The sequence below is a fragment of the Flagellimonas oceani genome (genome assembly GCF_011068285.1).
Taxonomy (GTDB): domain Bacteria; phylum Bacteroidota; class Bacteroidia; order Flavobacteriales; family Flavobacteriaceae; genus Flagellimonas; species Flagellimonas oceani.
Genome location: NZ_CP049616.1, coordinates 150,466 through 173,949, shown reverse-complemented (window position 1 = coordinate 173,949; position 23,484 = coordinate 150,466). Strand labels below are relative to the sequence as shown.

The window sequence follows — 23,484 nt, the reverse complement described above, 5'->3', positions numbered from 1 at the left end:
GGCAAGCTTTTCGGCCCCTAGAAAAAAGCTGTTTCCCTGTTCAAAAAATGGCAGCAATGTTTGGTACTGATTCTGACAGGGCTTTGATCGCCGATGATGCAGTTCAACATAATGACATTCTTTCGTTCAAGGTCGATAATGGTCCTATATCCCTTGGTGGATTCAATGCAATGGACACCAAATCGTTCTCTGATAATTTTAAATAGGCTATTGAAATAGTGGTTTTTAATTGGTTTGTATAAAGTGTCTGATCGGTAAGGAAAAAAAGTGGTAGGAATATCAACCATTCCCAATTTCCCTGATGGGCAGTGTAAAGCAAAATATTTTTATTCTCGCTTAAATAATGTTCTACCAAATCCGGATTCTCTATACGCAAACGTTTCATTGCCGACCTTTTACTGATGGTCAATGTCTTAATCGATTCGACAAGTATATCACAGAAATGCCGATAGAAGTTCTTTTCAATTTTTCTCAGTGTAATTTGTGGTTTTTGAGGAAAGGATTTTTTGATATTGTCCGAGACTAAGTTCCTTCTATACTTCATGAGGTAATAGACCACTACAAACAATATGTCCGATAACAGGTACAGAACAGGCATCGGCAGGGTCGAGATGGCATAAAAAGGCAAATATCTAATCTTGGGCAGCATCTTGTTTTTCATTACAAAAAAATTATAATGGCACAGGCAACAAATAATTAGTTTCCTTTTTTCTAAAGGCCGGCCTACGATTTATTTTTTGATTCCTTTCACGAACATTTTTAATGCGCTTTCATATTGTCTCTGCAATAGAGAATACTCAATTTCCGTGATATTTATTGTGTCTTTTTTAATAAGTACATTGTGCCGCAACCCTTGGAAAATGGCAATGAACAATTGCGAATAATAAGCAATATCAAGATTTTCAAAATCTTGGGCGGCAATACCTTTTTCCAATATTTTACTCACAAGTCGTATTTCTTCTTTGCGAAGGTTTTCGAATAGGCGGGCGTAAACGGGTTTTAAACTGTTTATAGATTCCAGGCTCAAAGAACTGAGGTGTGCAAAATCGCGAAAGTAGATCAGTCGCCTTTCTAGGTAAATATGGAATAACTCTTCTGCAGGGACAACCGAAGAAAGAAGACCTTCAATCTCGTTTAAAAATGTTTTATGTTCTTGCTTTACTACTTCCTTGAAAAGTTCTTCTTTAGTGGAGAAGTAGTAGTATAGGGATGCTTTTGATAGACCTATATCCCCGGCAATCTCCGTCATTGTTGTTTTTTTAAGGCCATAACGGCAAAATCTTTTTTTGGCGGAATCAAGTATTAACGAAAAATTATCGGTACTTTCAATATTGAACATTTGACTTTTTTAGTTAGAAAGTCTAAAATAATATTTATTTTAGCAAAAAAAAAATCTTTTAATTTTTAAAATCTGACCAATGCAGGAAATAGGGCAAGACGACTATTTGTTTTTAAAGCATGCTATTGAAAACATGATGCCGGCCAATAAAATATTCGGGTTAGAAATTATGGAAATCAGACTTGGGTACGTGTGCATCAAAGTCCCTTTTAAGAAAGAATTCATAGGCGACTATCTGCAAAAACGATGGCATGGAGGAATTTTGGCCGCTATGGCCGATACGGCTGGAGGAGCTGCCGGAGCGACGACCCTCGATTCCTTACAGGACAGGATAAATACCTTGGATATGCGGATCGATTATCTCCATCCTACCGTTGAAGGGGATATTTTGGCCAAGGCAAAGATTGTTAAAAGTGGTAAATCCATCAACGTGGTGGACGTGGAACTTTTCCAAAGTGGACAAAAAGATTTAGTGGCTTTGGCAAGATGTATATATAGCATCCATAGAAACGGCTCCTAAACTTTAGGTAATAAAGAATTATACATAAAACAAGAGGATCTTAAAAAACCCTATAGGACATCCTAAAATTTCTCCCCCATTAAATACGTATCCGTTTATGATCAAAAAAATTTTAAGCATTTCCCTTTTATGCCTTGTTTGCGTAGCCAATGCCCAGGAAATAAAGCAGCTTAGCCTAAAGGATGCCGTTTCCTATGCTCTTGAATACAAGGCCGATGCACAAAAATCGAAGCTGGCCATTGAAAATAGTGAGTACCAAATCCAGGAAGTTCGTTCGCGAGCATTGCCACAGATCACAGGAAATGGTAGTTTGGTCTATAATCCCATCCTACAGACCAATGTGATCGATGGAAGTTCCTTTGGGCAACCGGGCACCGTTATACAGGCAACTTTGGGGCAAAAATGGAATTCGGTCTTTGGTGTTTCGTTGAACCAGAACTTATTTGACCAATCGGTTTACACAGGTTTAAAAGCAGCAAAAACTACCCGTGAGTTTTATCAGATCAATAATCGATTAACTCAAGAGCAGGTAATAGAAAAGGTAGCCAATAGTTACTATCAAGTATATCTACAGCGTTTAAACCTTCAGGTACTTGATAGTACGTTGGCAAATACGATCAAGGCGAAAAATATCATTGAGGGCCAGTTTCAAAATGGGCTAGCGAAGAAAATCGATTTGGACAGGATTATTGTTAAAATTTCAAATCTAGAGACCCAACGGCTCCAGATAAACAATGCGCTACAACTTCAAGAAAATACCCTGAAATTTTTTATGGGAATGCCCATAACCGCCCAAATCGAAATTCCGGAAATCGAGTTCGAATTCAGACCAAGCGAGGTAGTTTCATCCCCGGATACCGAGAATCGATCGGAGTATCTGCTTCTCAAAAAGCAGGAACAATTGTTGACTTACCAGAAAATGGCGGTCAAGGCGGAATATTATCCAACGCTTTCCCTAACAGTTGGGTACAACTATCTTGGCCAAGGCCCGGACCTTCCCTGGTTCAAAAAGCCTGAGGACAAGGTATATTGGTCCGATTTTTCATCGATAGGATTGAATTTGAAAATTCCCATTTTCGCAGGTTTTGGTACACGTTCCAAAGTAATGCAGGCCGATATAGATCTGCGGATCTTACAAGAGGATATCAAGGATACCGAATTGGCCTTAGATCTTGATTACGAAAATGCCCGAACCCAAATAAACAATAGTATTGCGACCGTCAACAATCAAAACGAAAATGTCAGGTTGGCACAGGCAGTTTTGGACAATACCAGAAACAATTACGTCCAAGGTTTGGCTCCGCTAACGGATCTATTGGATGCGGAAAACGCCTTGACCGAGGCTAGGAACAACTTTAACTCCGCAATTTTACAATACAAACTGGCAGAAATCCTGTTGTTGAAGTCTAAAGGGGAATTAAAGTCACTAACAAACTAATAAGCACGATGAAAAAGAACATAATATACATACTTACAATTTTAGTGGTATTGGCCCTGATTGCCTTCATCTTAATGAACAACAAACAAGAAAATCAAGCAAAAACGGATATAGTTGCACAGAAAAATGCTAGTGTCACTGTAAAGGTTGATACGGTAAAGATGGAAACTATTCCCCTCAATTTTACCGCCAATGGAAACTTCGAGCCCTTTAAAGAACTGGATTTTTCTGCGGAAAAGCCAGGTAGAGTCGTTAGGGTATTGGTAGAAGAAGGTGATCATGTCAGAGTGGGCAAGACTTTGGCAGTTGTGAGAAGTGAGCAGGTATCGGCAGAACTGCACGCGGCCGAAGCGGCCTATCAGAATGCGTCCAAAAATTTCAACCGTTTTGAAAATGCCTTAAAAACCGGTGGAGTGACCGAACAACAAATGGATCAGGCCAAGTTGACCTTGGTTACTGCACAATCGAGACTGGAACAAGCGAGGGTAAATGCGAGTGATGTCAGCATAAAAGCTACGATAAAAGGAGTTGTAAATAAGCGTTTTATCGAACCAGGTTCTGTTCTGGCAACAGCAACACCAATGTTCGAAATTGTCGATGTCTCCAAACTTAAACTTAGGGTTACGGTCAACGAGTCCCAAGTGGCCAGTTTAAAAACGGGTGCCCCGGTAAATGTAAAAGCCAGTGTCTTACCAGACAGGACATTTGCAGGGAAAATCACGTTTATAGCACCGAAATCGGATAGCAGTTTGAATTTTCCTGTGGAAATCGAGATATCGAACAATCCGGACAACGCCTTGAAGGCGGGCATGTACGGGACGGCATCCTTCACCTCGTCAGACCGGGAAAGCGAAAAGATACTGGTGGCCCCTAGAAATGCGTTCCTGGGAAGTGTAAGCAGTAACCAGGTTTTTGTCGCTGAGGATGGAGTTGCAAAACTGACCGGTGTAACGGCTGGAAGAATATTCGGTGATAAGGTCGAAATATTAGATGGTCTGGACAGCAATGAACTCGTAATAGTTACCGGGCAGATCAATCTACAGAACGGTTCCAAGATAGACATCATCGACTAGAACCGGACAATAACCTGAAACATTTTATTCCATACTATGAAATTAGCGGAAATTTCCATAAAAAGGCCTTCATTGGTCATTGTGCTATTCACCATACTTACCCTTGGGGGCCTGTTCAGTTATAACCAACTGGGGTATGAATTGATACCCAAATTCGACCGAAATGTCATAACCGTCGCCACTATCTACCCCGGTGCCTCGCCCAGCGAGATCGAAAATACCGTGACAAAAAAAATAGAGGATGCGGTTGCCTCTCTGGAGAACATCAAAAAAATAGAATCCCGTTCTTATGAAAGCCTTTCCACGGTTGCGATTACCTTGACGGATGATGCCAATGTTGATATTTCCCTAAACGATGCACAACGGAAAATCAATGCCATTATCAGTGATCTGCCCGATGATGCCAAAACACCCTCCTTAAGCAAATTTTCATTGAGCGACCTTCCGATTATGACAATTGGTGCTAATGGCACTATGGATGAAATTAAGTTTTATGACCTGATTGATAAAAAAATTGCCCCTTTGCTTTCCCGGGTCAATGGTGTGGCACAGATAAATTTGATCGGGGGGCAAGAAAGGGAAATCCAGGTAAATTTAGACGCCGACCGACTTCATGGATATAACCTTTCCATACCCCAGGTCCAACAGACCATCCTGGCCTCGAATTTGGATTTCCCCACAGGAAATATTCAGACCAGGCAGCAAAAAATATTGATCCGGTTGGCCGGAAAATATAAAAATGTTGAAGAGCTGCGCAATCTGGTAGTCGCTGATAAAGATGGCATCCAAGTGAGGCTCAGTGATATTGCGGATGTTCAGGACAGTCAAAAAATACCTGAAAAAATTGCACGGGTAAAGCAAAAAAGTGCCATCCTACTGCAGGTGATCAAGCAGTCCGATGCCAATGCCGTAGCTGTAAGTGAAGATATATTAAAACGGATAGCACAGCTCGAGACCGATTATAAAACCATAGACCTCAGTCTCAATGTCGCCAATGACAGTAGTGTTTTTACCCTAGAGGCGGCCGATTCCGTAATCCATGACCTATTGATCGCCGTGTTATTGGTGGCGATCGTAATGCTGTTCTTCTTGCACAGTGTAAGAAACTCGCTAATTGTAATGGTGTCCATACCCGCATCGTTGGTTGCGACATTTATAGGCTTTTTGTTGTTGGATTATACCTTGAACTTAATGAGTTTATTAGGATTGTCTTTGGTCGTAGGCATCTTGGTGGACGATGCCATCGTTGTACTCGAAAACATTTACCGGCATATGGAAATGGGCAAAAACCGTGTCCGTGCGGCCTATGACGGTACCGCTGAAATCGGGGGCACGGTAACATCCATAACGCTGGTAATCGTGGTCGTCTTTTTTCCCATTGCCATGAGCAGCGGTCTGGTGTCCAAAATCATTACCCAATTTTGTGTGACCATAATTATTTCGACCTTGTTGTCCCTATTGGCATCGTTTACCATTATTCCTTGGTTATCGTCCCGTTTCGGAAAATTGGAGCATATCACAGGTAAAAACCTGTTCGGTAGGCTTATCATCAAATTCGAAACACAATTAAAACGTTTCACGAATTGGATCTCCGGCTTATTGACCTGGTGCCTGGATCATTATAAAACCACGCTGTCCATCGTTTTGGTTATCTTCTTTGCTTCGATCGCCTTGGTAGCGGCAGGATTTATTGGAGGCGAATTCTTTGCCACATCGGATAGGGGCGAGTTTTTGGTGCAGATAGAACTACCAAAAGATGCCTCATTGGAAGAAAGTAATTTTATGGCCCAAAAAGCAGAGGCCTTTTTGAATACACAGGAAGAAGTCAAGAGCCTTATCACCACTGTAGGCCAGACCAGCGAAGGCTTAGGAGCTTCACAGGCTACAGCTTACAAGGCGGAAATAAACGTCCAAATGGTTGATGAAAATGAAAGGCAGGACGATTCTTATGTATTTGCCGCCAAAACAAAACGTCGTTTAGAGAAAATTTTGGTCGGAGCCAAGGTGAAAACCGTCCCTATAAGTCTTTTGGGAGTGGCGGAGGAAGCCCCGTTGGCCTTGGTAGTGACCGGACCTAGTTTGGATAGTGCCATGGTCTTTGCCAGAAAGGCGGAGGCGGAACTGCATAAGATTCCTGGGGCCACGGAAATTGAATTGTCCGTAGAAACGGGAAATCCTGAAATCAATGTTCAAGTAGATCGGGATAAAATGGCCTCCCTGGGATTATCGTTACAAACGGTGGGGTTGACAATGCAAACAGCATTTAACGGGAATACCGATGGCAAATTCAGGGCAGGGGAATATGAATATGATATTAACATTCGCTACAATAGTTTTGATAGAAAAAGCATTGTCGATGTAGGGGATTTGATCCTTACTAATGACCAAGGGCAAGAGGTAAAACTCTCACAGTTCGCCGACATCACCGAAACGTTGGGCCCGAGCCAATTGGAACGCCGGGATAAGACCGCGTCGGTTACCGTAAAAGGGCAGTCCGTTGGCAGACCAGCTGGTACGGTCGCGGATGAATGGGAAGCTGCCTTCCAGGATGTCGAACGGCCCACGGGGGTCGATTACGTATGGGGTGGGGATAAAGAAAGGCAATCGGAAGGGTTCGGAACACTGGGAATTGCTATGTTGGCAGCTATTATATTGGTCTATTTGGTAATGGTTTCCCTGTACGACAGTTTTGTGCACCCGTTCGTAGTTCTTTTTTCCATTCCCTTATCGTTCATCGGAGCTTTGCTGGCATTGGCGTTAACGAACAATTCCCTGAACATCTTTACCATTCTTGGTATAATTATGTTGATCGGGCTAGTGTGTAAAAACGCCATTATCCTGGTTGACTTTGCCAACGAAAGGGTCCGGTCAGGGGAAACGGTCAGGAACGCCTTGATACAGGCCAACCACGCACGTCTCCGCCCAATTCTAATGACTACCATTGCCATGGTTTTCGGGATGCTTCCCATTGCGTTGGCCTCAGGCCCGGGATCGGGATGGAAAAATGGTCTTGCCTGGGTTATCATCGGGGGATTGATAAGTTCGCTTTTCTTGACCTTGATAATAGTACCGGTAATATACAATTTAATGGAAAAATTGGTACATAAGTTTACCAAGGGAACAAAAACTGATTATGAGGAGCTTATGGTGGCCGATTACGAGCATAAAAAATTGGTAGATGGCTTTAACCCAGACCACACGCTGTGATATGCTGGCCGTGTTCCGGTTGTTGAGCTTTATCGACATCTAAAATGCTATCCCCATGGCGGTCCTTGGCGACCTTTTTGTTAGATTTGAATCGATGTTCATCATTATAATGTACAATGATACACCAAGTGAAATCTTGGATAAGTAACTAACTACTGACCTCTAAAAATTAATACTTAATTACTTTCAGACAGAGTTTAATTTGCAGACCCGTTTTTTCTTTGGTTTTATCATGGAAATCGTGCCTCAAAAAATACAATTAAATCGATTTTGGTGATTGTTCCATTTTTAAAAAATTCTTACCCAATATAATGATTTACCCAATGGTGATTTTGATGCTAAAAAACCTTCTTTAGAAGATGCCTATTTTAAAATTTTAAGCGAACACTAAAATGAAAACAATATTTTCCATAGTAAAAAACGAGCTAAGACAGCGTGTATTTAGTTGGGTTACCCTTGTTTTCTTTCTCATGCTTGCCTTTCAGATGATATGGTATACCAAGGGATCGTTTGATTTCTTTTCCAACGAAGGGGTGCTTATGAACGCTTCGAGCATTTTGTATAGAAACTATGCGGCCATGGGTATGCTTATGATCATCATCATTGCCATAGCTACCGGAGGTGTGCTTTACAAAGAGATCAGGTATAAATCCGCGGAGTGGACCTATGCACTGCCCATCAATGAAAAACAATTTTTTATAGGCCGCTTTTTGGCCGCTTTCCTATACCTTGTCATTCTAAGTACGGGTATGATTGTTGGGCATTTGTTGGTGCCGTTTTCCGGCATTGGCGAGGCTGGTCGTTTTGGTCCGGTTCAATGGGGCCCTTTGTTTCACGGTTGGATCATGTTTACCGTACCCAACCTCTTTTTTTATGTATCCGTTGTATTTTTTGCCATTGTGTTTACCCGTAGAATGACCACAAGTTATTTGGCCGTATTCTTGGTGGTCATTCTATTTTTAATCGCCCAAACTTCCTACGAAACCGGGGGTGGGGATAATCTAATGGCTTACATCTTGGCGGATTCGGGAGGCTATGTAGCGGCACAGCACTATACCGAACTGTTGAGTCCCACACAAAAAAATACCGAACTGTTCAAACTGACCGGCTATGTTTTAAAGAACCGATTGCTTTGGATGGGACTTGCCATGGTGTTTGCCATAGCGGCATATCTACGCTTCTCTTTCAAGTACGTCATACAGGCCGGTACCGATAAATCCAAAAAAATCAAAGAAGGCAAGAAAGTGTCATTTTCTACGGCATCCATAAAATTGCCAGAGGTCGTGAAACAATACAAAGTACCTAATTTTCTCACTAAACTATGGTCACTCTCAAAATTGGAGTTCCTGAACATTGTTCGCCCTACTTCCTTCAAAATAATCCTCGGTATTATCTTATTGATGGTGTTTTTGCAAAATGTTACTTGGAATGCGGCTTATTATATTGGTAATGAATATCCCATCAGTAGCAATATGACCTATTTTAGGTTGCAATGGGGCGTTTTTATAACCATGTTGATCATGATTTGGGCCGGCGAGTTGTTTTTTAAGGACAAGACGGTCAATATTTGGCAAATAACAGATTCGTTGCCCGTTCCTGTCTGGGTTACCCAACTTTCCAGATTGGCAGCGATTATTGGACTGTCTTTTATATTAAGTGTGAGCTTTATTGTAGTATCCGTGTTTACCCAAGTGTTGTTGGGTGGAGCTTCTTATATAGATTTAGGACAATTTGCAGAGGACCTTTTGCTCTATCGTTGGGCCTTTTTGAACTTTGTACTTTGGGCGTCTTTGGTGTTTTTTGTGGGAGCTTTGACCAGCCATCGAATTTTCACACACCTTCTTTGTGTGGCCATTTTCATCTTCTTGATTGTTTCCTTTGATATGGGCATCATTGAAGATTTAAGGCTAGGATATGGTTTTACTCCTGGAGTTGAAGATTATTCGGAAATGAGCGGTTATGGTATATTTCAAGAATCGGCCAATTGGTTCTTCCTATTGTGGTTGGCTTTGGCCATTACCTTGGTCATGACCGGTGTTTGGCTATGGAAGCGGGGCTCGGATAAAAAATGGAAAAACAGACTTTCGTTGAAGAATATGCAACTTAGCATGGTTTCCAAAGGTGTGATGGTGTTGTTTTTTGGGGCATTCTTGTTTTTGATGTCGTTCATCACCAAAAATGTGTATGATAATGGCAACTTTATCCCAGATGCCGAAGAGGAACGATTGGATGCCTAGTACGAGATAAAATACAAGTATCTGGAAACCAAACCACAGCCCAAATATGAAACAATCGATGTAAAATTGGATCTATTTCCTTCAAAAAGAAGGGCAGAATTTACTGCTGATATCACATTGAACAACGAAAAGGGGGCAGATACCTTGTTTTTCAATACCAAGGATTTTGTCCAATTATCCAATGTGAAGCTGAACGGACAAGAATTGACCATGGGAAAAGGGGATGTCGAGCAAAACCTGACCGCCTATCCAATCCCGTCTACCTTACAAAAAGATAGCGTGTTGCAGCTTTCCTTGGTAGGGAGCAAACAATATGTCGGTTTTGTGCAGAGCGATTTTCAGGCAGATTTGACCAAAAAGGGAAGTTTTGGTAGTCTTCAGGATTTTTTACCTGTGAAAGGATATGATAGCGACAAGGAGTTATTGGAAAACCGGAAACGCCAAGAACAGGGATTGGAACGTCTGGATTCCAGAATGGCCACTGTTGATAATGCCTTTGCCCTTACCCAAAATGTGTTTGCTACGGATGCCGATTGGGTTACAGGTAAAATTATTATTAGTACCGAAGAAGGCCAAATTCCGTTTACGGCCGGAGCCTTACAAAAAATGGAAACTGAAGATGGTAGAACCACTTCCATCTATACCATTAAGAAACCCCAAGTGTTCAATTGGCAGGTAGGATCATCAGACTATAGCGTTGGCAAGGGCAAGGCCGGGAATATAGACTATTCCATTCTGCATAAACCCACCCATTCGTTCAATGTGGACCTCTATCAAGAAGCATTAAAAAAAGGGGTTGCTTTTATGCAAACCAACTTTGGGGCCAATTCGGTCGACAATCAACTTCAATTGGTAGAAATACACCGTTGGCAAGACGATCGGTATACCTTTGCCAATACCATTGCACTTTCTGAAAAAGAAGGTTGGGTGGCCGATACCGAAGGTTTACAGGAAAAAGCCTATCTCTATCAAACCATCGGTAGTGGATTGGCCAAACTGTGGCTGCAAAAAAACTTGACCATTGCCAATGTGCAAGGGGCGGATATGCTTACAATAGGGTTGCCAGAGGCGTTGGGACTCTTGTATGTGAAAAATGAAATAGGTGGGGAAGCGGTAATCAGCTTATCAAGAAAAGTTGGAAAAGTATGGCAAGGACAAAAATAACGAGCCCAACCAAGAACCACCATTGCTCTATGCCGATGGAGCGGAATATCTTGAAATCAATAAAGGGGCCGTGGCATTTTATAAGCTGATCCAAACCATGGGTTTTGAAGGATTCAATGGATATTTGGCAGAATGGGTCAACGGTAACCTGGACAATCCTACATTGTTCAATGACTTTTGCCAAAAAGCAGTAACTCATATAAAATCATCCGAAAAAAGGGAGATAAGGGCACTTTTTGAAACCAACGAACCGTATACAAACAATACTACAAACAGTAACTAGGACAGATTGATTTTTGGGTGATAACTTATATGCATGTGCATTACACTTATTGGAAAATTTAAGTAATGTCGATTGGGTTTCTGTTATTTCTTCTTTTTGACAGGAAAGCCAGATAAAGAATATGTCAAAGCAGAATGCAATAACAGTCCCTTATAGAATTCAGTGGGAATGTCACAGTATAGGAATATGACAAAACAGTGAGTTTGTTCCCAATTTGATATCAACATCCTCTGGATCACTCATAAAAACAAGAGGACGCTTTATCGCCCTCTTGCATTTATTCTCTCACCGCTACCAAAAAGATTTCTCCATTCCGTTAAATTGGTTGTTTCCCTACAAGAAACCATTGTGTTTTGGTCATGGAAGGTGGCGCCCTGTCGGGCGCTCTTTTGTGGAAAGGGAGAAAGAAGAAAGGATTGGAAATCTCTTTGGATTTCCTATGTTCCTAATCGTATAATCCAAATCACTTAATATTGAATTACATGTAGGTATCATGTTCTTGGGCCATTTAACCCTTGTCTTGTCCTAGAATAGGTTGTCATGATAGAAGCAATAATTTAAATTTAATCATGAAAAGTGTAAACTCCTATTCGGACGATTTTAAACGAAAGGTTGCCTCCCACTATCTGGGATCGGATCTCAGCATGGCGGCAACGGCAAAACTGTATGGTCTCAAAACACCTTCATCCGTGCAACAATGGGTGAAAAGGTTCTGTCCGGACCAGGCCCTGCCGAACGACGGTACCACCAAGGAACCGGCCTCAACTGTCCTACCGGACTCCCCGGAGGGGATGCTGGCCAGGATCAGGGAACTTGAGTCCGATCTGGCAAGCGAGAAGCTCAAAAATCTGGCCGCCAACAAAATGATAGACATTGCGGAAAGGGACCTTAAGATCAACATCAGAAAAAGTCTGGTGCCAAACAGTCCAAGAAATGAAAGAGACCATGCCCAAAACAAGTGTTGGGACGCTGTGCGGACTGTTTGGCAAAACGAGACAGGCCTATTATAAGTTTTTGAGATACGAGTACAGGACACTTGCCGAAAAGCAGTTGGTGCTCGAGATGGTTCAGAATGAACGCGCCATACTTCCCGGCGTGGGCGTGCGCAAGCTCCACAGCATCATCTTCGGGCCATCCTGCCCACAACAGGTTTCAATGGGCATGGATGCGCTCTTCGCCCTCCTGCGGGAAAACTCGATGCTGCTGCGACGCTCCAGAGGCAGGGCAAGGACCACCAATTCACACCATTCGTTTCGGCGGTACCCCAACCTGGCAAGGGAGATGACGGTCGATGCCCCACACCAGCTCTGGGTCAGTGACATAACCTATATCGACACGATGGAGGGATTCATGTACCTTTCGCTCGTCACGGACGCATATTCCAGGAAGATAATAGGATGGGACATATCCCCAAAACTAACGGCCTCCGGTGCGATCGGCGCCCTGAACATGGCCATATCACAGTTGCCGCATGGGACCGGTCCCAAACCGGTGCACCATTCGGACAGGGGCATCCAGTACTGCTGCGACAGGTACATAAGCATCCTTAAGGGTGCCGGCATCGGGATCAGTATGACAGAAAAGGTGGATCCCTTGGAAAATGCAATAGCCGAAAGGGTGAACGGCATACTGAAGACCGAATGGCTCAAGAACAATAGACCAAGGCTCAAAGTGGAGGCAATAGATATGTTCGGGGACATCGTCTCCTCTTACAATGGCCGTAGGCCCCATCTAAGTCTCAATATGCAGACCCCCGATTCGGCCCACATGTCCCACGGACCGATACCAAGGGCATGGAAAAATTATTGGAAGGAAAGACATAAATATGATCAGGGAACAAACCCCTGCATGATAACAAAGGGAACCTTGGGTGTAAACCTGACCTAAGATTATTGAAAAATGTGTAAACTCGTTATAGTATCAACCGCTTTAAGTGACAACTTTTTTCAGGACGAGACACATTTTTTGTACGATCGTACAAATGTATGATCATTTAAATGATCATGTGCTCCAAGGAAAATAAAGGAGGATTAAAGTAAAATATACAGGAAGGAAACTGGACAAAAGAACACTGGTAATCATCGTATAGAGGTAAGGATTTTTCAAAACGCTAATAAATTTGTCTTGATGATTTGCTATGTTAAGGCTGTTTGCGGATAAGGTGCCAAGCCTCATTATTGAACAATCACCATTTTTAAGTTCCCTTTCCTCAATGTCATACCCTTTCTGTTTTTTCCCTTTCCACTATTGGCCCAAACGGGCTTTAAAAATCAGTTTGGAAAATGACAATTGGACAACTGGTAAAGAGATTAAAATTAAGGGTATATTCATACATTGACCATTTTTCTCCCTTTCCATAGAAACTCACCCCTGTGATTTCGTCCAATTCCTTATTTCCAACACTGGATAAATTTACCGTACATATAACTCTGTACGGCAAATCCCTTGTAAACAATCAATAGACAATAGGTTTGTGGTATAGTTGATCGGAGGTCACGGAGCAAGTTGTGTTTTTGTAAACAAAAACTGCGCACTCTGTTTGCAAGCGGCTTTGTGATCCACAAAAAATCCATAAAAATGGCAAGACCTAAAAAGGACATATCAAAACAAAGGGCAGTAGTTATCGCCTTTAGAGTTTCGCAAAGCGAATACGTGATCATCGGCAACAACGCGGAGACCATTGGGCTGTCCGTTGCCGAATATATCCGAAGAAAGTGTACGGGAAGATCCTTGCCGAATAAAAAGGTTGATCCGTTGGACCGGAAACTTTTTGTCGAGCTGAGTAGGGTGGGAAACAACCTGAACCAACTTGCCAGGGTCTCGAACTCAGGTATCCGTGACCCGTTCAATATTCATAAACAATTGGAGGAGGTAAAAATGTTGTTGCAACAGCTCAAATCAAACATCACCAATAATGATAGGTAAGATAACCATAGGGAAAGACTTCTACGGAGTTCTGGCCTACAATGAAAAAAAGGTAAGTGAAGAGGTCGGATATGTCATTGATTCCAATATCGAACAATCCACAGCGGTGAATATGACACAGGAATTCAATTTGATCAGGCAATTGCGTCCGGGACTTGGGAATACGGTCTTCCATGTTTCCTTGAACCTGCCATACACGGATCAATTGAACGATAAGGAGTTTGCTTCATTGGGATGCGACTATCTGATGAAAATGGGTTTTGATAACAACCAGTTCATCATATACCGGCATACGGACACAAAACACGAACATATCCATATCGTGGCCAATAGGGTCAGGTATTCGGGTAGGATAACAAGTGACAGCAACATTAAAAGAAGGAGCCGGGAAGTGCTCAATGATCTGGAGAGGAAATATGGACTGACCCAAATTTCGACAAAAGCCAGTGCCAAAAAACCGCTTACCCAAAAGGAAATCGAGAAAACCCTGAGAACGGGTAATCTGCCTATCAAACTGATACTCCAGAAGAGGATAGCTACAGTAATTTCAGCAGCTACGGATACCACGGAATTCATCACATTGCTGAAAGCGCAAAATATCTTGCCAAAATTCAATGTCAGCCAGAATACGGGCCGAGTGTCGGGAATATCGTTCAAATATGAGGGTGTCATTTATAAAGGAAGCTCTCTGGGCAAAAAATATTCATGGAACAGTATCGTAAAACAAATCGATTATGGGCAAGACAGAGACCATACAGTTATACTATCGGCTAATGGAAAAGAACGGGGAACTGATAGAGCTGGCGAAGGAAACCATGGAACGGCAATCACATCTGTGCCAAGAAGTGAGGGAGTTGCAAAAGGCACTGAAAATTCTGCTCAACAATCAAAAGGTCATGTGGGAAAAATTGAGGGAAATGGAATGACCGGGCGTTTGGCAAATGAAACGGATTGGACTCCTTTCAAACTGGAACTCAAAGATGATATTAATAAGAAAAAGTCCAAAAGAACAAAGAAAAAGAAAGGGCTGGGCCTGTAGAACTTGAACTTATGGAAAACAACAACAAGCAAGAACATTCGGGATTGTCCCCCTCCGAGATCCAGGTATTGGAAATGATGCGCAGCAAAAGGTTCCTGTCCATCAAAGTGATCATCAAGAACGGGGAGGTCGATGCCATTGAAGGTCTGGAACGATTGGACACAGGGGAGCGTATCATCGATATGTTGAAACAACACGATTTTCAAAATCTCGAGATCAAACAAAGCAATGGTAAGATTGTCTGTGTGAACAGGATTTTTAGAAAAAAGATCGATCCTTTCGCAAAAACCAAAAGTTGTTGACCGACACCTCATAAGTATGGAACAAAACAATGATCCCGCAAGGGATCAGATCGATTAAAAAAGGTAAATTAAAGCCTGCTTTACAAATACGGTAGTGACCTTCAAGATTCAGGAGCTATTGCTATTTATAGGAAATGTCAAACCCGATAATCGAGCTAAAGTGGAAAAACAGAACATTCAACAGTACATGGCTCAGAACGTATAAAGGTTTTGAGGACTGCCCGGAGGAAGAAGCGAAAAAGATCGTGGAACAACTCCAACAACTGGCCGACATAGTCTGCGGCCATGTTCAGCGAATAGAGAATGAACGACCTGATAAAAAAGGCTTTTGACTTTTTTTGTGAAGAACGTGATAAAGTTTTAATTTAGATCACCACAGGTAATGGGAATAAGGAATACTGATAATAAGCGGTGAGCGGACCAAGCAATCAGAGGCATTTCGAAAAGGAAAGTTCCTGAAAATCGAAGGAAAGTTCCAATGAAGATAGGGGTCGACCCAAAGTACAAATAACGACAAGAAGGTATGAAAAAGCAATGGCATGGAGATAGGACCAGGTTTTCAAAAGAAGACTTGAGAATGTTCGATGATATCGCCAACTTGGAATTGGATTATTGTAAATGCGGGAACCGACAATCACCGGAGTATTTTTTCTGCGATAATTGTGAAAAGCCCATTCCCGGTGTAGATGAAGGTATAGTTAAAACGTTGGTGACAATTACGGGCCAATTTAAATTTTTAAAGTCCAAATAATCAATGGGAACAATACAGGAAACATTTCGGAAGTACAAAGAGTTGAACCTTACCATGTCGTTTGAAGAGGAAAGGGAAATGCTTTTCAGTTATGTCCATTTGACCAATAAACTGGAGGGCAACAAGCTCACCTTGGCACAGACCACCCAATTGTTGTCCACCGATACCATTTCGGGAAACAATATCAGGACAAAGGACATTTTGGAACAAAAGGGAATGTACAAGGCCTTGGTACGAATGCTCAATGCCGTTAGGGCCAAGGAGGAACTCTCCACATCCCTAATGATAGAATTGAACTGGTTGGTGATAGGCAACCTATGGAAATTGGACGATTTCTATATCGATGCCAAACAAAAGGGCCAGGAACCGGGCAATTTCAAGGTGAGCAACAACCTTATCCAAATAAGTCGGGGCAGCAAGGTGATTGAACGTATGGAACCCTTGAGCTCTCCCGATAATGTTTCCGAGAACATGGACAGACTGGTGGCGCAGGTCGAAAAAAGTACCGCATCTGAAATCAAGAAGGCAGCCTTTTTGGCACAGGAACTTTGGCTCCACCAACCCTTTGTGGACGGCAACAAAAGGACCGGAAGACTACTGATAAATTTTTTGACGATGAAGAAGGGCTTTCCCCTGTTCGTGTTCGACGACAAGAGCATCAATTACAATTCAACCTTGGTAGAGCAATATTTGGAAAACAGACCGGGACTTGTTGAACGATACATCGAGGATGCATTGTTGAAAAGAATGAACAAGGCCATCGACCTCAAACAACATAAAGGGAAGGACAGGGGGTTCAGAATGGTTCTTTAAAGTATGGTCCGACCATGGAAAATGATGAGTTGAAAAATATCACATCATGGTTCGGCTCTTTGCCCGAAAAGAGAAAATTTGAGATCCATCAAGCTGCACGCCTCACCTATAATTCCTGTGCCATTGAGGGCAATTCCTTATCTGAAAACGAAACCTTCAATCTGATAGTCAGGGAATTGTACAAAAGGGAGGCCGGAAAATCCAATAAAAACGAAAAGTCAAGATAAACTTCAACATATGGGCCTAGAGGTATTCAGTCAATTTGCGAAAAAAGAAAAAGGAAGGATAATAGGAAAGAACAATACGGCGGTCATCTACACCCGTGTTTCCAGTAAGGAGCAATTTGACAACAATGCCAGCCTGACGACACAACTCAAATATTGCCAGGAATATGCAATTCGAAAAGAATTGGAAGTATTGGAATATTTTGGGGGAACCTATGAATCCGCAAAGAGCGATGAGCGCAGGGAGTTCCAAAGAATGCTCAGCTATGTCAAAAGGAGAAAGAACATCGGTTATATCATCGTCTATTCCTATGATAGATTTTCCAGAACAGGTGCGAACGGTGCCTATATCAGCGAGCAGTTAAAAAAGCAGGGAGTGGCCGTTATATCGGCCACCCAGGAAATCGATGTGACCACAAGTGCGGGTACGTTCCAGGAAAACCTGTACCACATGTTCTCCCACTTCGATAACCAGATCCGTAGGGACAAATCCATTACGGGAATGCGGGAGAAACTGAGAAGGGGCCATTGGACCGGTGCCTATCCATTTGGATACACCAATACGAATCCCGGTAAGGGGAAGATCCCGAATTTTGTGATCTCGGAGAAAGGAAGATTGCTCAAACAGGCTTTTTTATGGAAAGCTAACTCCAATATGTCCCATGTCGAGATTGCAAAGCGATTGAAAGAAAAGGGGCTGGACATGCATGCAAAAAGATTGACGGACCTTTTCAGGAACCCGTTCTATTGTGGGCTTATCGTGAACAGCCTTATTCCCGGTGAAGTCATCCAAGGGAAACACGAGGCCCTCATATCGAAAGAAATGTTTCTCAAGATCCACAATCTGCTCCATGCAGGTGAACCACCGAAGAAATATTCGTTCGATGACGAAAACCTGCCATTGAAAATGTTTGTCAGATCTTCGGCCTGTGGAACGCCCTACACTGGATATATTGTGAAGAAAAAGGGCCTATACTATTACAAGAACAGACGCAAGGGCAGCAAGGAGAACAGAAGTGCCAATAAGCTCCATAAAGAATTTTTAAACCTATTGGGCAGGTTTACAATTGCCGACAAAAAGTATATCGAACCTTTGACCGATATCATACATGACACCTTGATAGATAAAAACCAAGAGGCACTTGAAGATCAAAAGCGGTTGGCCAAAGAACTCGGCCAACTTAAAGAACGGATAGCCACATTGGAGAGAAGATATGTCGTGCTGAACGAGATCACAAAGTCCCAGTACAATCTTTTCATGCCGGAACTGAAAGCCGAACAAAGGGAGCTGGAGATGAAATTGGAAAATGGGGGAATAAATAGTTCGAACCTCAAAAAGTCCGTAAAATTGGCACTTGGTTATGCCTGCAACCTCCCTGTATTGTGGAAGTTAGGCAATCTGGAAACGAAAAGGGCCATACAATATATGGTGTTCCCAGACGGGATTGGGTATGACTTCAAAAACAAAGCAGTTCGAACTTTTCGGGTCAATGAAATTTTTGGCGCAATCAGTTCGTTTTCAGGTAATTTGAAGGAAATAAAAAACGGGAATTTCCACTCGATTTGTGAAAAATCCCGTTTAGTGACCCAGGGAGGATTCGAACCCCATCCGCTAGCCCTTAAGTTTATTGACTTGTGCCTTGCTTATGTTTAGTAACTAACCGAATTACAGACCACTATGAGCAATCTCCTTTCGTATAAGCCAAAATTAATCAATAATAATCAAATAGGATTAAATATCTATCCATGTAATAACCATGTAAACTGTTAATTGATTGTTTGAACTTTTTAATCAGATAAATATCTGTTATAGATGTCTTTTGAAATCTCTTACCTGTCCTAAAATGCGAACAACGAATATGCCCTTTTCAATTGGTTCATAAAAAATTGTGTGCGCCTTATAGTTGTATCTTCTAAGTAGAGCTGCAAATTCTGAAGCACTTCGACCAAAATCGGGATTATCTGCCAGAGTTTGTAAAAATTGGTATAATTCGGTAACATAGATATGGGTCTGTGATTCCCCCCAAGTTTCCAAGGTATAATCCACTATATCATCGATATCGTCATCCGCTTTGGACGATAAATAATATCTAGGCATTTCTGTTCTTTTTACGAACTATCGCAGCTTCAATAATTTCATCAACAGACCTGATTTTAGAACTTATGCCACTATCATAACCATCTTGTATGGCCGCCTTAGTGATTAGAAACTCCCTATTGCGCTCCTCATCTAATCGTATTAGATGTCGCATGTACTCACTATCGTTTGCGAAGCCACCATTCTCGATTTGTAATTTAATCCACTCTTCCTGGGCAGCAGTTATAGTTAATGATTTTCTTATTGTTGCCATAATAATTGTATTTACATACAATATACGCATTATAACATATTATTGACACATACTTATTAAAAATTTATCAAAGGGAATTAAATCAGGAATGTTTTAGGTATCGATTATTTGAACATTATGTTACGATGTGCTTTTTTTTATTAAGCTCTTTATCTTTTCTGAATCAAAATAGTCTAGTTCTTTCAAGAGAATTGGCAAAAACTTCTCAAAACTTTTAAAACTATCGTTTTGTTCGTATTCCTTGATTTTGGCCTCAAATTGCGGTAAAAAAATAAAATTCAACTCTTTAGTGTGGTATTTGCGTAATTCTTTTGCCCATTTTTCATTACCGCTCCTTTCAGCTAATCTTATTTCTCCTAATCGAACTAGATGTTCTGCGATGCAGTCAAACCAATTATCATAGTTTTGTGCTCCCATAACATTTTGAAGTTCAGGGGTGAATAAATTCTCATACCTGTTAAGAAGTATTTTATTTTCATTTTTATCCAGTATTGTATTCACAAATGCGTGACCGAACTCATGATATGAATTACGCAGGATGAATTTTTCATTGTCAAAACCAAAATACTCGTATTTATTGGAAATACTATCTTTTTCTACTGGTAAGGAAGCACTTATTATTTGGTAAATCAACATTCCATCAGGAGTGTACACATACGGACCAATTCCTCTATACCCATATGCGCCACCAGTAGGCATTTCAGGAGCAGGTATAATCGTATATCTTATTTTTTTCTCTCGGTAGTATTCTTCCATTTGTTTGACAAAATCTTTTGGAGGCAAATTGTTCAATACTTCTTGTCTCGCACCATTATAAAATGCCTTGTTTTCATTCAAGAAAGATTCCACATTTGCATCGATATAGAATTCGGACAACTTTTTTATCCATTCATTAATAATTCCTGTTCTATTTGAATATGGTGAATTATCAAGTGAATACTTGAAGTTCGTACTTGGAAAATCATCTAGGTACAATAGGATTTCAGTTAGTTCGTCAAAGTAGAATATTTCGTTTTGCAATAAACTATCGGAAAGTTTAATTGCAGGATGGTCCTTAAAAGGTTCAAAATACATTTGGGCTGCAACACACATAGGACGTGTTGGATATTCGCCGGGCCAAACGAACATTTCTACAATATGGGAAGTATGAATATTGGGATTTAAATCTACTTGGACTTGCTTTTCGACAATTTCTTCTTTTTCATGATTGCGGTTCTCTGATTTACAACCGAAAAGAAGTACAATGATCCCTAATAGATAAATATTAAATCTCATGGTTTTTCTATGTTATATTGCATTCGTTTATTTGAACTTTATACGTTGCTTAAACTTAGGTAAGAATTGATTAAACGCCTTAGTTTCTCAATCCTTCTTATTCCTGTATTCTTAAAATATTCAACTTCTTCATTATAATATTGAACCAAATCAATTAAGCTCTCATCTGCTTTTATTATACTTTCAGATTTTTTCTTCCATTCTTCATTTTCAGGCAACCATTCATGCCTAAAAAGAATACATTTAATTTTAGTCAAATCTCCTGATTCAAGCCAGTCTGAAGTTAACCTATCTAATTTAGTTCCGTTATCTGGAGTTGACCAAGTGAGTATATCTAAGATAATTGCAATCTTTCGTAAGTCAGTACTCACTTCAATTGAATCTAAAAGCAACTGACAAAAATCTCTTTCAAAATGATTTTTAACTAAAACATCAACCTTTTCAAAGGTAATCTGCCCAATAACATCCGCTTCCTTATTTTCTGGTCTGATATCCTCTAAAATTTCCCAAAGTAATGTCGAATCAATTTTATTCAAGAGATTAATTATTAGAGTTTGACTAATCGTTTATTTGAACTTTGCTTTAATTTTTTTCCACAATGAATAAGAACCACTGTTGCCATTAGTTTTTATTCCATCTATAAAAGTATCCAATTCGGTTTGCTCCAAATTATTTGAATCATCATAAATCAAATAAAAATTCAATACGAATTTGCCAACTTGGTAATTCAAAACTCTCAAATTTGATGGGATTGAATCAGTGCCATTTTTGGTTTTATAGTCAAACCCATATTCAGTGGAAAGGGCTCCTGTCATTTGATTTCTCAAAATCCTTTTTGCATTCATGGGTACTTCGTTTGTTTTTTTTGCCAAATAGGGTACCCACATTAATTCAAACTTATTTATACTCCGAATATTCAAATTGCTTCCACCTTTCAATGCCCTGATGGGATATAAATAACAGGCAATTACTGGTCTTCGACTATTTTTTTTAAGTACAAACACAGGTGGGAAAATTCTCTTTTCGAAGCTTTCCAAATCCTTTTTTGAAAATTCTGAGTTCTCTGGAAAAACATATTCTGCTTTGAAATTTTCAAAAATTCCCCCGTCATCGACTTTAAATCCATTTGGAATAGGTATTGAGATTCCGATGTCGTTCAATTCAATGGAATTTTCTGAAATTTCAACCTTAGGTTTGAATTTCAATTCTCGAATTTTTATTTGGTCTGTTAATTTCATTCTAATTAATGACAGGTTGTTTAATGAAAGAAAAAAACAGCCCTTTATCTTTTATTTGAACTATTAATTAATTGTAGGGGTTGTCCTCTTTAATCTGCTAATAATTTTTCGAGCATTACTTTCTACAGTCTTCCATTCCCATAATTCTGGATTTCCAAATTCATGATTAGCGCTTTTCCAGTTATCAGCTCTCTGTTTTGAGTTCACTGAAATATTACATTCAATATGGTTTTCCCCATCTTTTAAATCAAGTTGAATAAAAATTATTGCCCAGCCATCTATCCGATAACGAAAAGTCATTCCGTTACAATGTTTTGGGTTTAGTGGTATTTTGGAGACGAAAAACTTGCCTCTATGCTCAGGATTATATATTCCAAATCCGAAGTGCACTTTTCCATTCGAAATACCATAGTCTAAATAGTTCTTAAACTCAGATAGAGTGTTAATCCGAACTATTTCCTTTTCCTTTTCAGAGTATGATTCATAGAGTTCAACTTTATAATCTGAAAGAATAAATTCTATCAGTTCCAAAAGTTGATTTTTATCTATGACTTGTTTTCTCTGCATCGTTTATTTGAACTTTTGTTGCTCTCAACACTGATTTAAGAAATAGGTTAGAAAACAAATACTATTCTGACGACTATCCAAGCTATCATTAATATTGTCGCAAAAAAGAAGAGGGTTTTACCTCTGGCACGGTCCTCTGATGAATACGAATATACCTTACTACCGTCTGGAAGTGTTTTCTTTGATGTCCACAAAAAGTAGCCTATGATAATTCCTATTATGCCTCCAAGCAACGCAAAAATATATCCGGCATAGAGCCAAGGTTTTTGATTTCCCTCAGGTTCCGAAAGAGTCTTTAGTCTTTCTTTTTTAAATGTACTTAAAAGTTCCTGATCTATCGATTTCCCCCTATCTGTCAAAATTTTTTGAGCAAGTGTATAGTCAAACTCATTCCATTCATCAGCCTTTATTAGGATTTCATATAATTCTTCATTTGTAAATTCGAACAGATAATAATCATTGTCCACTTGATTTATCAAATTCTTTGCATGATTCTCAAGAATTTTTTCGGCCCTTGGAAAATCAGATTGCTTAATTCGTATTTCATAACGATGTTCCAGAGTGCTTCCAGAAAAAGTAATATCGACCGGTGGAACATTATCACCAAGTGCCGAATCTATACCTTCCTTCTCGAGTAATTCTTTGAATTCTAGAGCTAATTCTTTAGTGGGGTAAACCTTAAAAATGGAATAATTATCTGTCATTAAATCGTTTATTTGAACTTTAGCCTAATCATTT

The 23,484-nt window shown here is 40.5% G+C and carries 26 protein-coding genes; 17 read left to right on the top strand and 9 right to left on the bottom strand.

The window, feature by feature from the left end; genetic code table 11:
- Nucleotides 1-103 precede the first annotated feature (103 nt).
- Together GVT53_RS00825 and GVT53_RS00820 are read right to left on the bottom strand one after the other, a co-directional pair.
- Nucleotides 104-661, bottom strand: a complete 558-nt coding sequence (locus GVT53_RS00825; RefSeq protein WP_036379403.1) for a lysophospholipid acyltransferase family protein — start codon at nucleotides 659-661, stop codon at nucleotides 104-106.
- Nucleotides 662-730: 69 nt separating this feature from the next.
- Nucleotides 731-1,339, bottom strand: a complete 609-nt coding sequence (locus GVT53_RS00820) for a TetR/AcrR family transcriptional regulator (protein WP_051947139.1) — start codon at nucleotides 1,337-1,339, stop codon at nucleotides 731-733.
- 79 nt (nucleotides 1,340-1,418) lie between these two features.
- Here GVT53_RS00820 and GVT53_RS00815 point away from each other — a divergent pair, with 79 nt between their 5' ends.
- The 17 genes from GVT53_RS00815 (at nucleotide 1,419) to GVT53_RS00735 (ending at nucleotide 18,969) form a co-directional block, all read left to right on the top strand.
- Nucleotides 1,419-1,859 carry a PaaI family thioesterase gene (locus tag GVT53_RS00815; protein WP_036379402.1) on the top strand — a complete coding sequence of 147 codons (441 nt, stop codon included), beginning with the start codon at nucleotides 1,419-1,421 and terminating at the stop codon, nucleotides 1,857-1,859.
- 100 nt (nucleotides 1,860-1,959) lie between these two features.
- The gene (locus GVT53_RS00810) at nucleotides 1,960-3,297 is read left to right on the top strand and encodes a TolC family protein (RefSeq protein WP_036386003.1); all 1,338 of its coding nucleotides are present in this window, start codon (nucleotides 1,960-1,962) and stop codon (nucleotides 3,295-3,297) included.
- Nucleotides 3,298-3,305: 8 nt separating this feature from the next.
- Nucleotides 3,306-4,370 (top strand): efflux RND transporter periplasmic adaptor subunit, encoded by a 1,065-nt coding sequence (locus GVT53_RS00805; RefSeq protein WP_036379401.1) that lies wholly within the window; start codon nucleotides 3,306-3,308, stop codon nucleotides 4,368-4,370.
- Nucleotides 4,371-4,406: 36 nt separating this feature from the next.
- Nucleotides 4,407-7,577, top strand: coding sequence for an efflux RND transporter permease subunit (locus GVT53_RS00800; RefSeq protein ID WP_036379400.1), 3,171 nt, complete (start codon nucleotides 4,407-4,409; stop codon nucleotides 7,575-7,577).
- Nucleotides 7,578-7,969: 392 nt separating this feature from the next.
- A complete protein-coding gene (locus tag GVT53_RS00795; protein WP_036379398.1) occupies nucleotides 7,970-9,814 on the top strand; it encodes an ABC transporter permease in 1,845 nt (614 codons plus the stop codon).
- Nucleotides 9,815-9,880: 66 nt separating this feature from the next.
- Nucleotides 9,881-10,978 (top strand): hypothetical protein, encoded by a 1,098-nt coding sequence (locus GVT53_RS00790; RefSeq protein ID WP_141673284.1) that lies wholly within the window; start codon nucleotides 9,881-9,883, stop codon nucleotides 10,976-10,978.
- On the top strand, nucleotides 10,950-11,261 hold the full coding sequence (locus GVT53_RS00785) for a hypothetical protein (protein WP_036379395.1): 312 nt from the start codon (nucleotides 10,950-10,952) through the stop codon (nucleotides 11,259-11,261). Before GVT53_RS00790 ends, GVT53_RS00785 begins: the two co-directional genes overlap by 29 nt.
- Before the next feature lie 569 nt (nucleotides 11,262-11,830).
- Nucleotides 11,831-12,271: a helix-turn-helix domain-containing protein gene (locus GVT53_RS00780; protein ID WP_051947138.1), complete on the top strand. Its 441-nt coding sequence runs from the start codon at nucleotides 11,831-11,833 to the stop codon at nucleotides 12,269-12,271.
- A complete protein-coding gene (locus tag GVT53_RS00775) occupies nucleotides 12,195-13,148 on the top strand; it encodes an IS3 family transposase (protein ID WP_067032276.1) in 954 nt (317 codons plus the stop codon). Before GVT53_RS00780 ends, GVT53_RS00775 begins: the two co-directional genes overlap by 77 nt.
- A gap of 690 nt (nucleotides 13,149-13,838) precedes the next feature.
- Nucleotides 13,839-14,186, top strand: coding sequence for a plasmid mobilization protein (locus tag GVT53_RS00770; RefSeq protein WP_166247000.1), 348 nt, complete (start codon nucleotides 13,839-13,841; stop codon nucleotides 14,184-14,186).
- A complete protein-coding gene (locus GVT53_RS00765) occupies nucleotides 14,176-15,225 on the top strand; it encodes a relaxase/mobilization nuclease domain-containing protein (protein ID WP_166246999.1) in 1,050 nt (349 codons plus the stop codon). The genes GVT53_RS00770 and GVT53_RS00765 overlap by 11 nt, the downstream gene beginning before the upstream one ends.
- A gap of 11 nt (nucleotides 15,226-15,236) precedes the next feature.
- On the top strand, nucleotides 15,237-15,527 hold the full coding sequence (locus GVT53_RS00760) for a hypothetical protein (protein WP_166246998.1): 291 nt from the start codon (nucleotides 15,237-15,239) through the stop codon (nucleotides 15,525-15,527).
- Between the two features lie 134 nt (nucleotides 15,528-15,661).
- Nucleotides 15,662-15,859: a hypothetical protein gene (locus GVT53_RS00755; RefSeq protein WP_166246997.1), complete on the top strand. Its 198-nt coding sequence runs from the start codon at nucleotides 15,662-15,664 to the stop codon at nucleotides 15,857-15,859.
- A 191-nt stretch (nucleotides 15,860-16,050) separates the two neighbouring features.
- Nucleotides 16,051-16,278, top strand: coding sequence for a hypothetical protein (locus GVT53_RS00750; protein ID WP_166246996.1), 228 nt, complete (start codon nucleotides 16,051-16,053; stop codon nucleotides 16,276-16,278).
- A 3-nt stretch (nucleotides 16,279-16,281) separates the two neighbouring features.
- The gene (locus tag GVT53_RS00745; protein WP_166246995.1) at nucleotides 16,282-17,091 is read left to right on the top strand and encodes a Fic family protein; all 810 of its coding nucleotides are present in this window, start codon (nucleotides 16,282-16,284) and stop codon (nucleotides 17,089-17,091) included.
- 14 nt (nucleotides 17,092-17,105) lie between these two features.
- Nucleotides 17,106-17,318 carry a hypothetical protein gene (locus GVT53_RS00740; protein ID WP_166246994.1) on the top strand — a complete coding sequence of 71 codons (213 nt, stop codon included), beginning with the start codon at nucleotides 17,106-17,108 and terminating at the stop codon, nucleotides 17,316-17,318.
- Between the two features lie 10 nt (nucleotides 17,319-17,328).
- Entirely contained in the window at nucleotides 17,329-18,969 is a 1,641-nt protein-coding gene (locus GVT53_RS00735; RefSeq protein ID WP_166246993.1) for a recombinase family protein, read from the top strand.
- Nucleotides 18,970-19,122: 153 nt separating this feature from the next.
- Here the strand turns inward: GVT53_RS00735 and GVT53_RS00730 are convergent, their stop codons facing one another.
- The 7 genes from GVT53_RS00730 to GVT53_RS00700 form a co-directional block, all read right to left on the bottom strand.
- Complete coding sequence (locus GVT53_RS00730) at nucleotides 19,123-19,413, bottom strand: type II toxin-antitoxin system RelE/ParE family toxin (RefSeq protein WP_166246992.1); 291 nt, start codon at nucleotides 19,411-19,413, stop codon at nucleotides 19,123-19,125.
- Nucleotides 19,406-19,666 carry a ribbon-helix-helix domain-containing protein gene (locus GVT53_RS00725; RefSeq protein WP_166246991.1) on the bottom strand — a complete coding sequence of 87 codons (261 nt, stop codon included), beginning with the start codon at nucleotides 19,664-19,666 and terminating at the stop codon, nucleotides 19,406-19,408. The genes GVT53_RS00730 and GVT53_RS00725 overlap by 8 nt, the downstream gene beginning before the upstream one ends.
- A gap of 120 nt (nucleotides 19,667-19,786) precedes the next feature.
- On the bottom strand, nucleotides 19,787-20,941 hold the full coding sequence (locus GVT53_RS00720; RefSeq protein WP_166246990.1) for a DUF4932 domain-containing protein: 1,155 nt from the start codon (nucleotides 20,939-20,941) through the stop codon (nucleotides 19,787-19,789).
- A 38-nt stretch (nucleotides 20,942-20,979) separates the two neighbouring features.
- The gene (locus tag GVT53_RS00715) at nucleotides 20,980-21,477 is read right to left on the bottom strand and encodes a hypothetical protein (protein ID WP_166246989.1); all 498 of its coding nucleotides are present in this window, start codon (nucleotides 21,475-21,477) and stop codon (nucleotides 20,980-20,982) included.
- Nucleotides 21,478-21,507: 30 nt separating this feature from the next.
- Nucleotides 21,508-22,179, bottom strand: coding sequence for a hypothetical protein (locus GVT53_RS00710; protein ID WP_166246988.1), 672 nt, complete (start codon nucleotides 22,177-22,179; stop codon nucleotides 21,508-21,510).
- Nucleotides 22,180-22,242: 63 nt separating this feature from the next.
- Complete coding sequence (locus GVT53_RS00705; protein WP_166246987.1) at nucleotides 22,243-22,746, bottom strand: hypothetical protein; 504 nt, start codon at nucleotides 22,744-22,746, stop codon at nucleotides 22,243-22,245.
- A 47-nt stretch (nucleotides 22,747-22,793) separates the two neighbouring features.
- Nucleotides 22,794-23,450, bottom strand: a complete 657-nt coding sequence (locus GVT53_RS00700; RefSeq protein ID WP_166246986.1) for a hypothetical protein — start codon at nucleotides 23,448-23,450, stop codon at nucleotides 22,794-22,796.
- Nucleotides 23,451-23,484 lie beyond the last annotated feature (34 nt).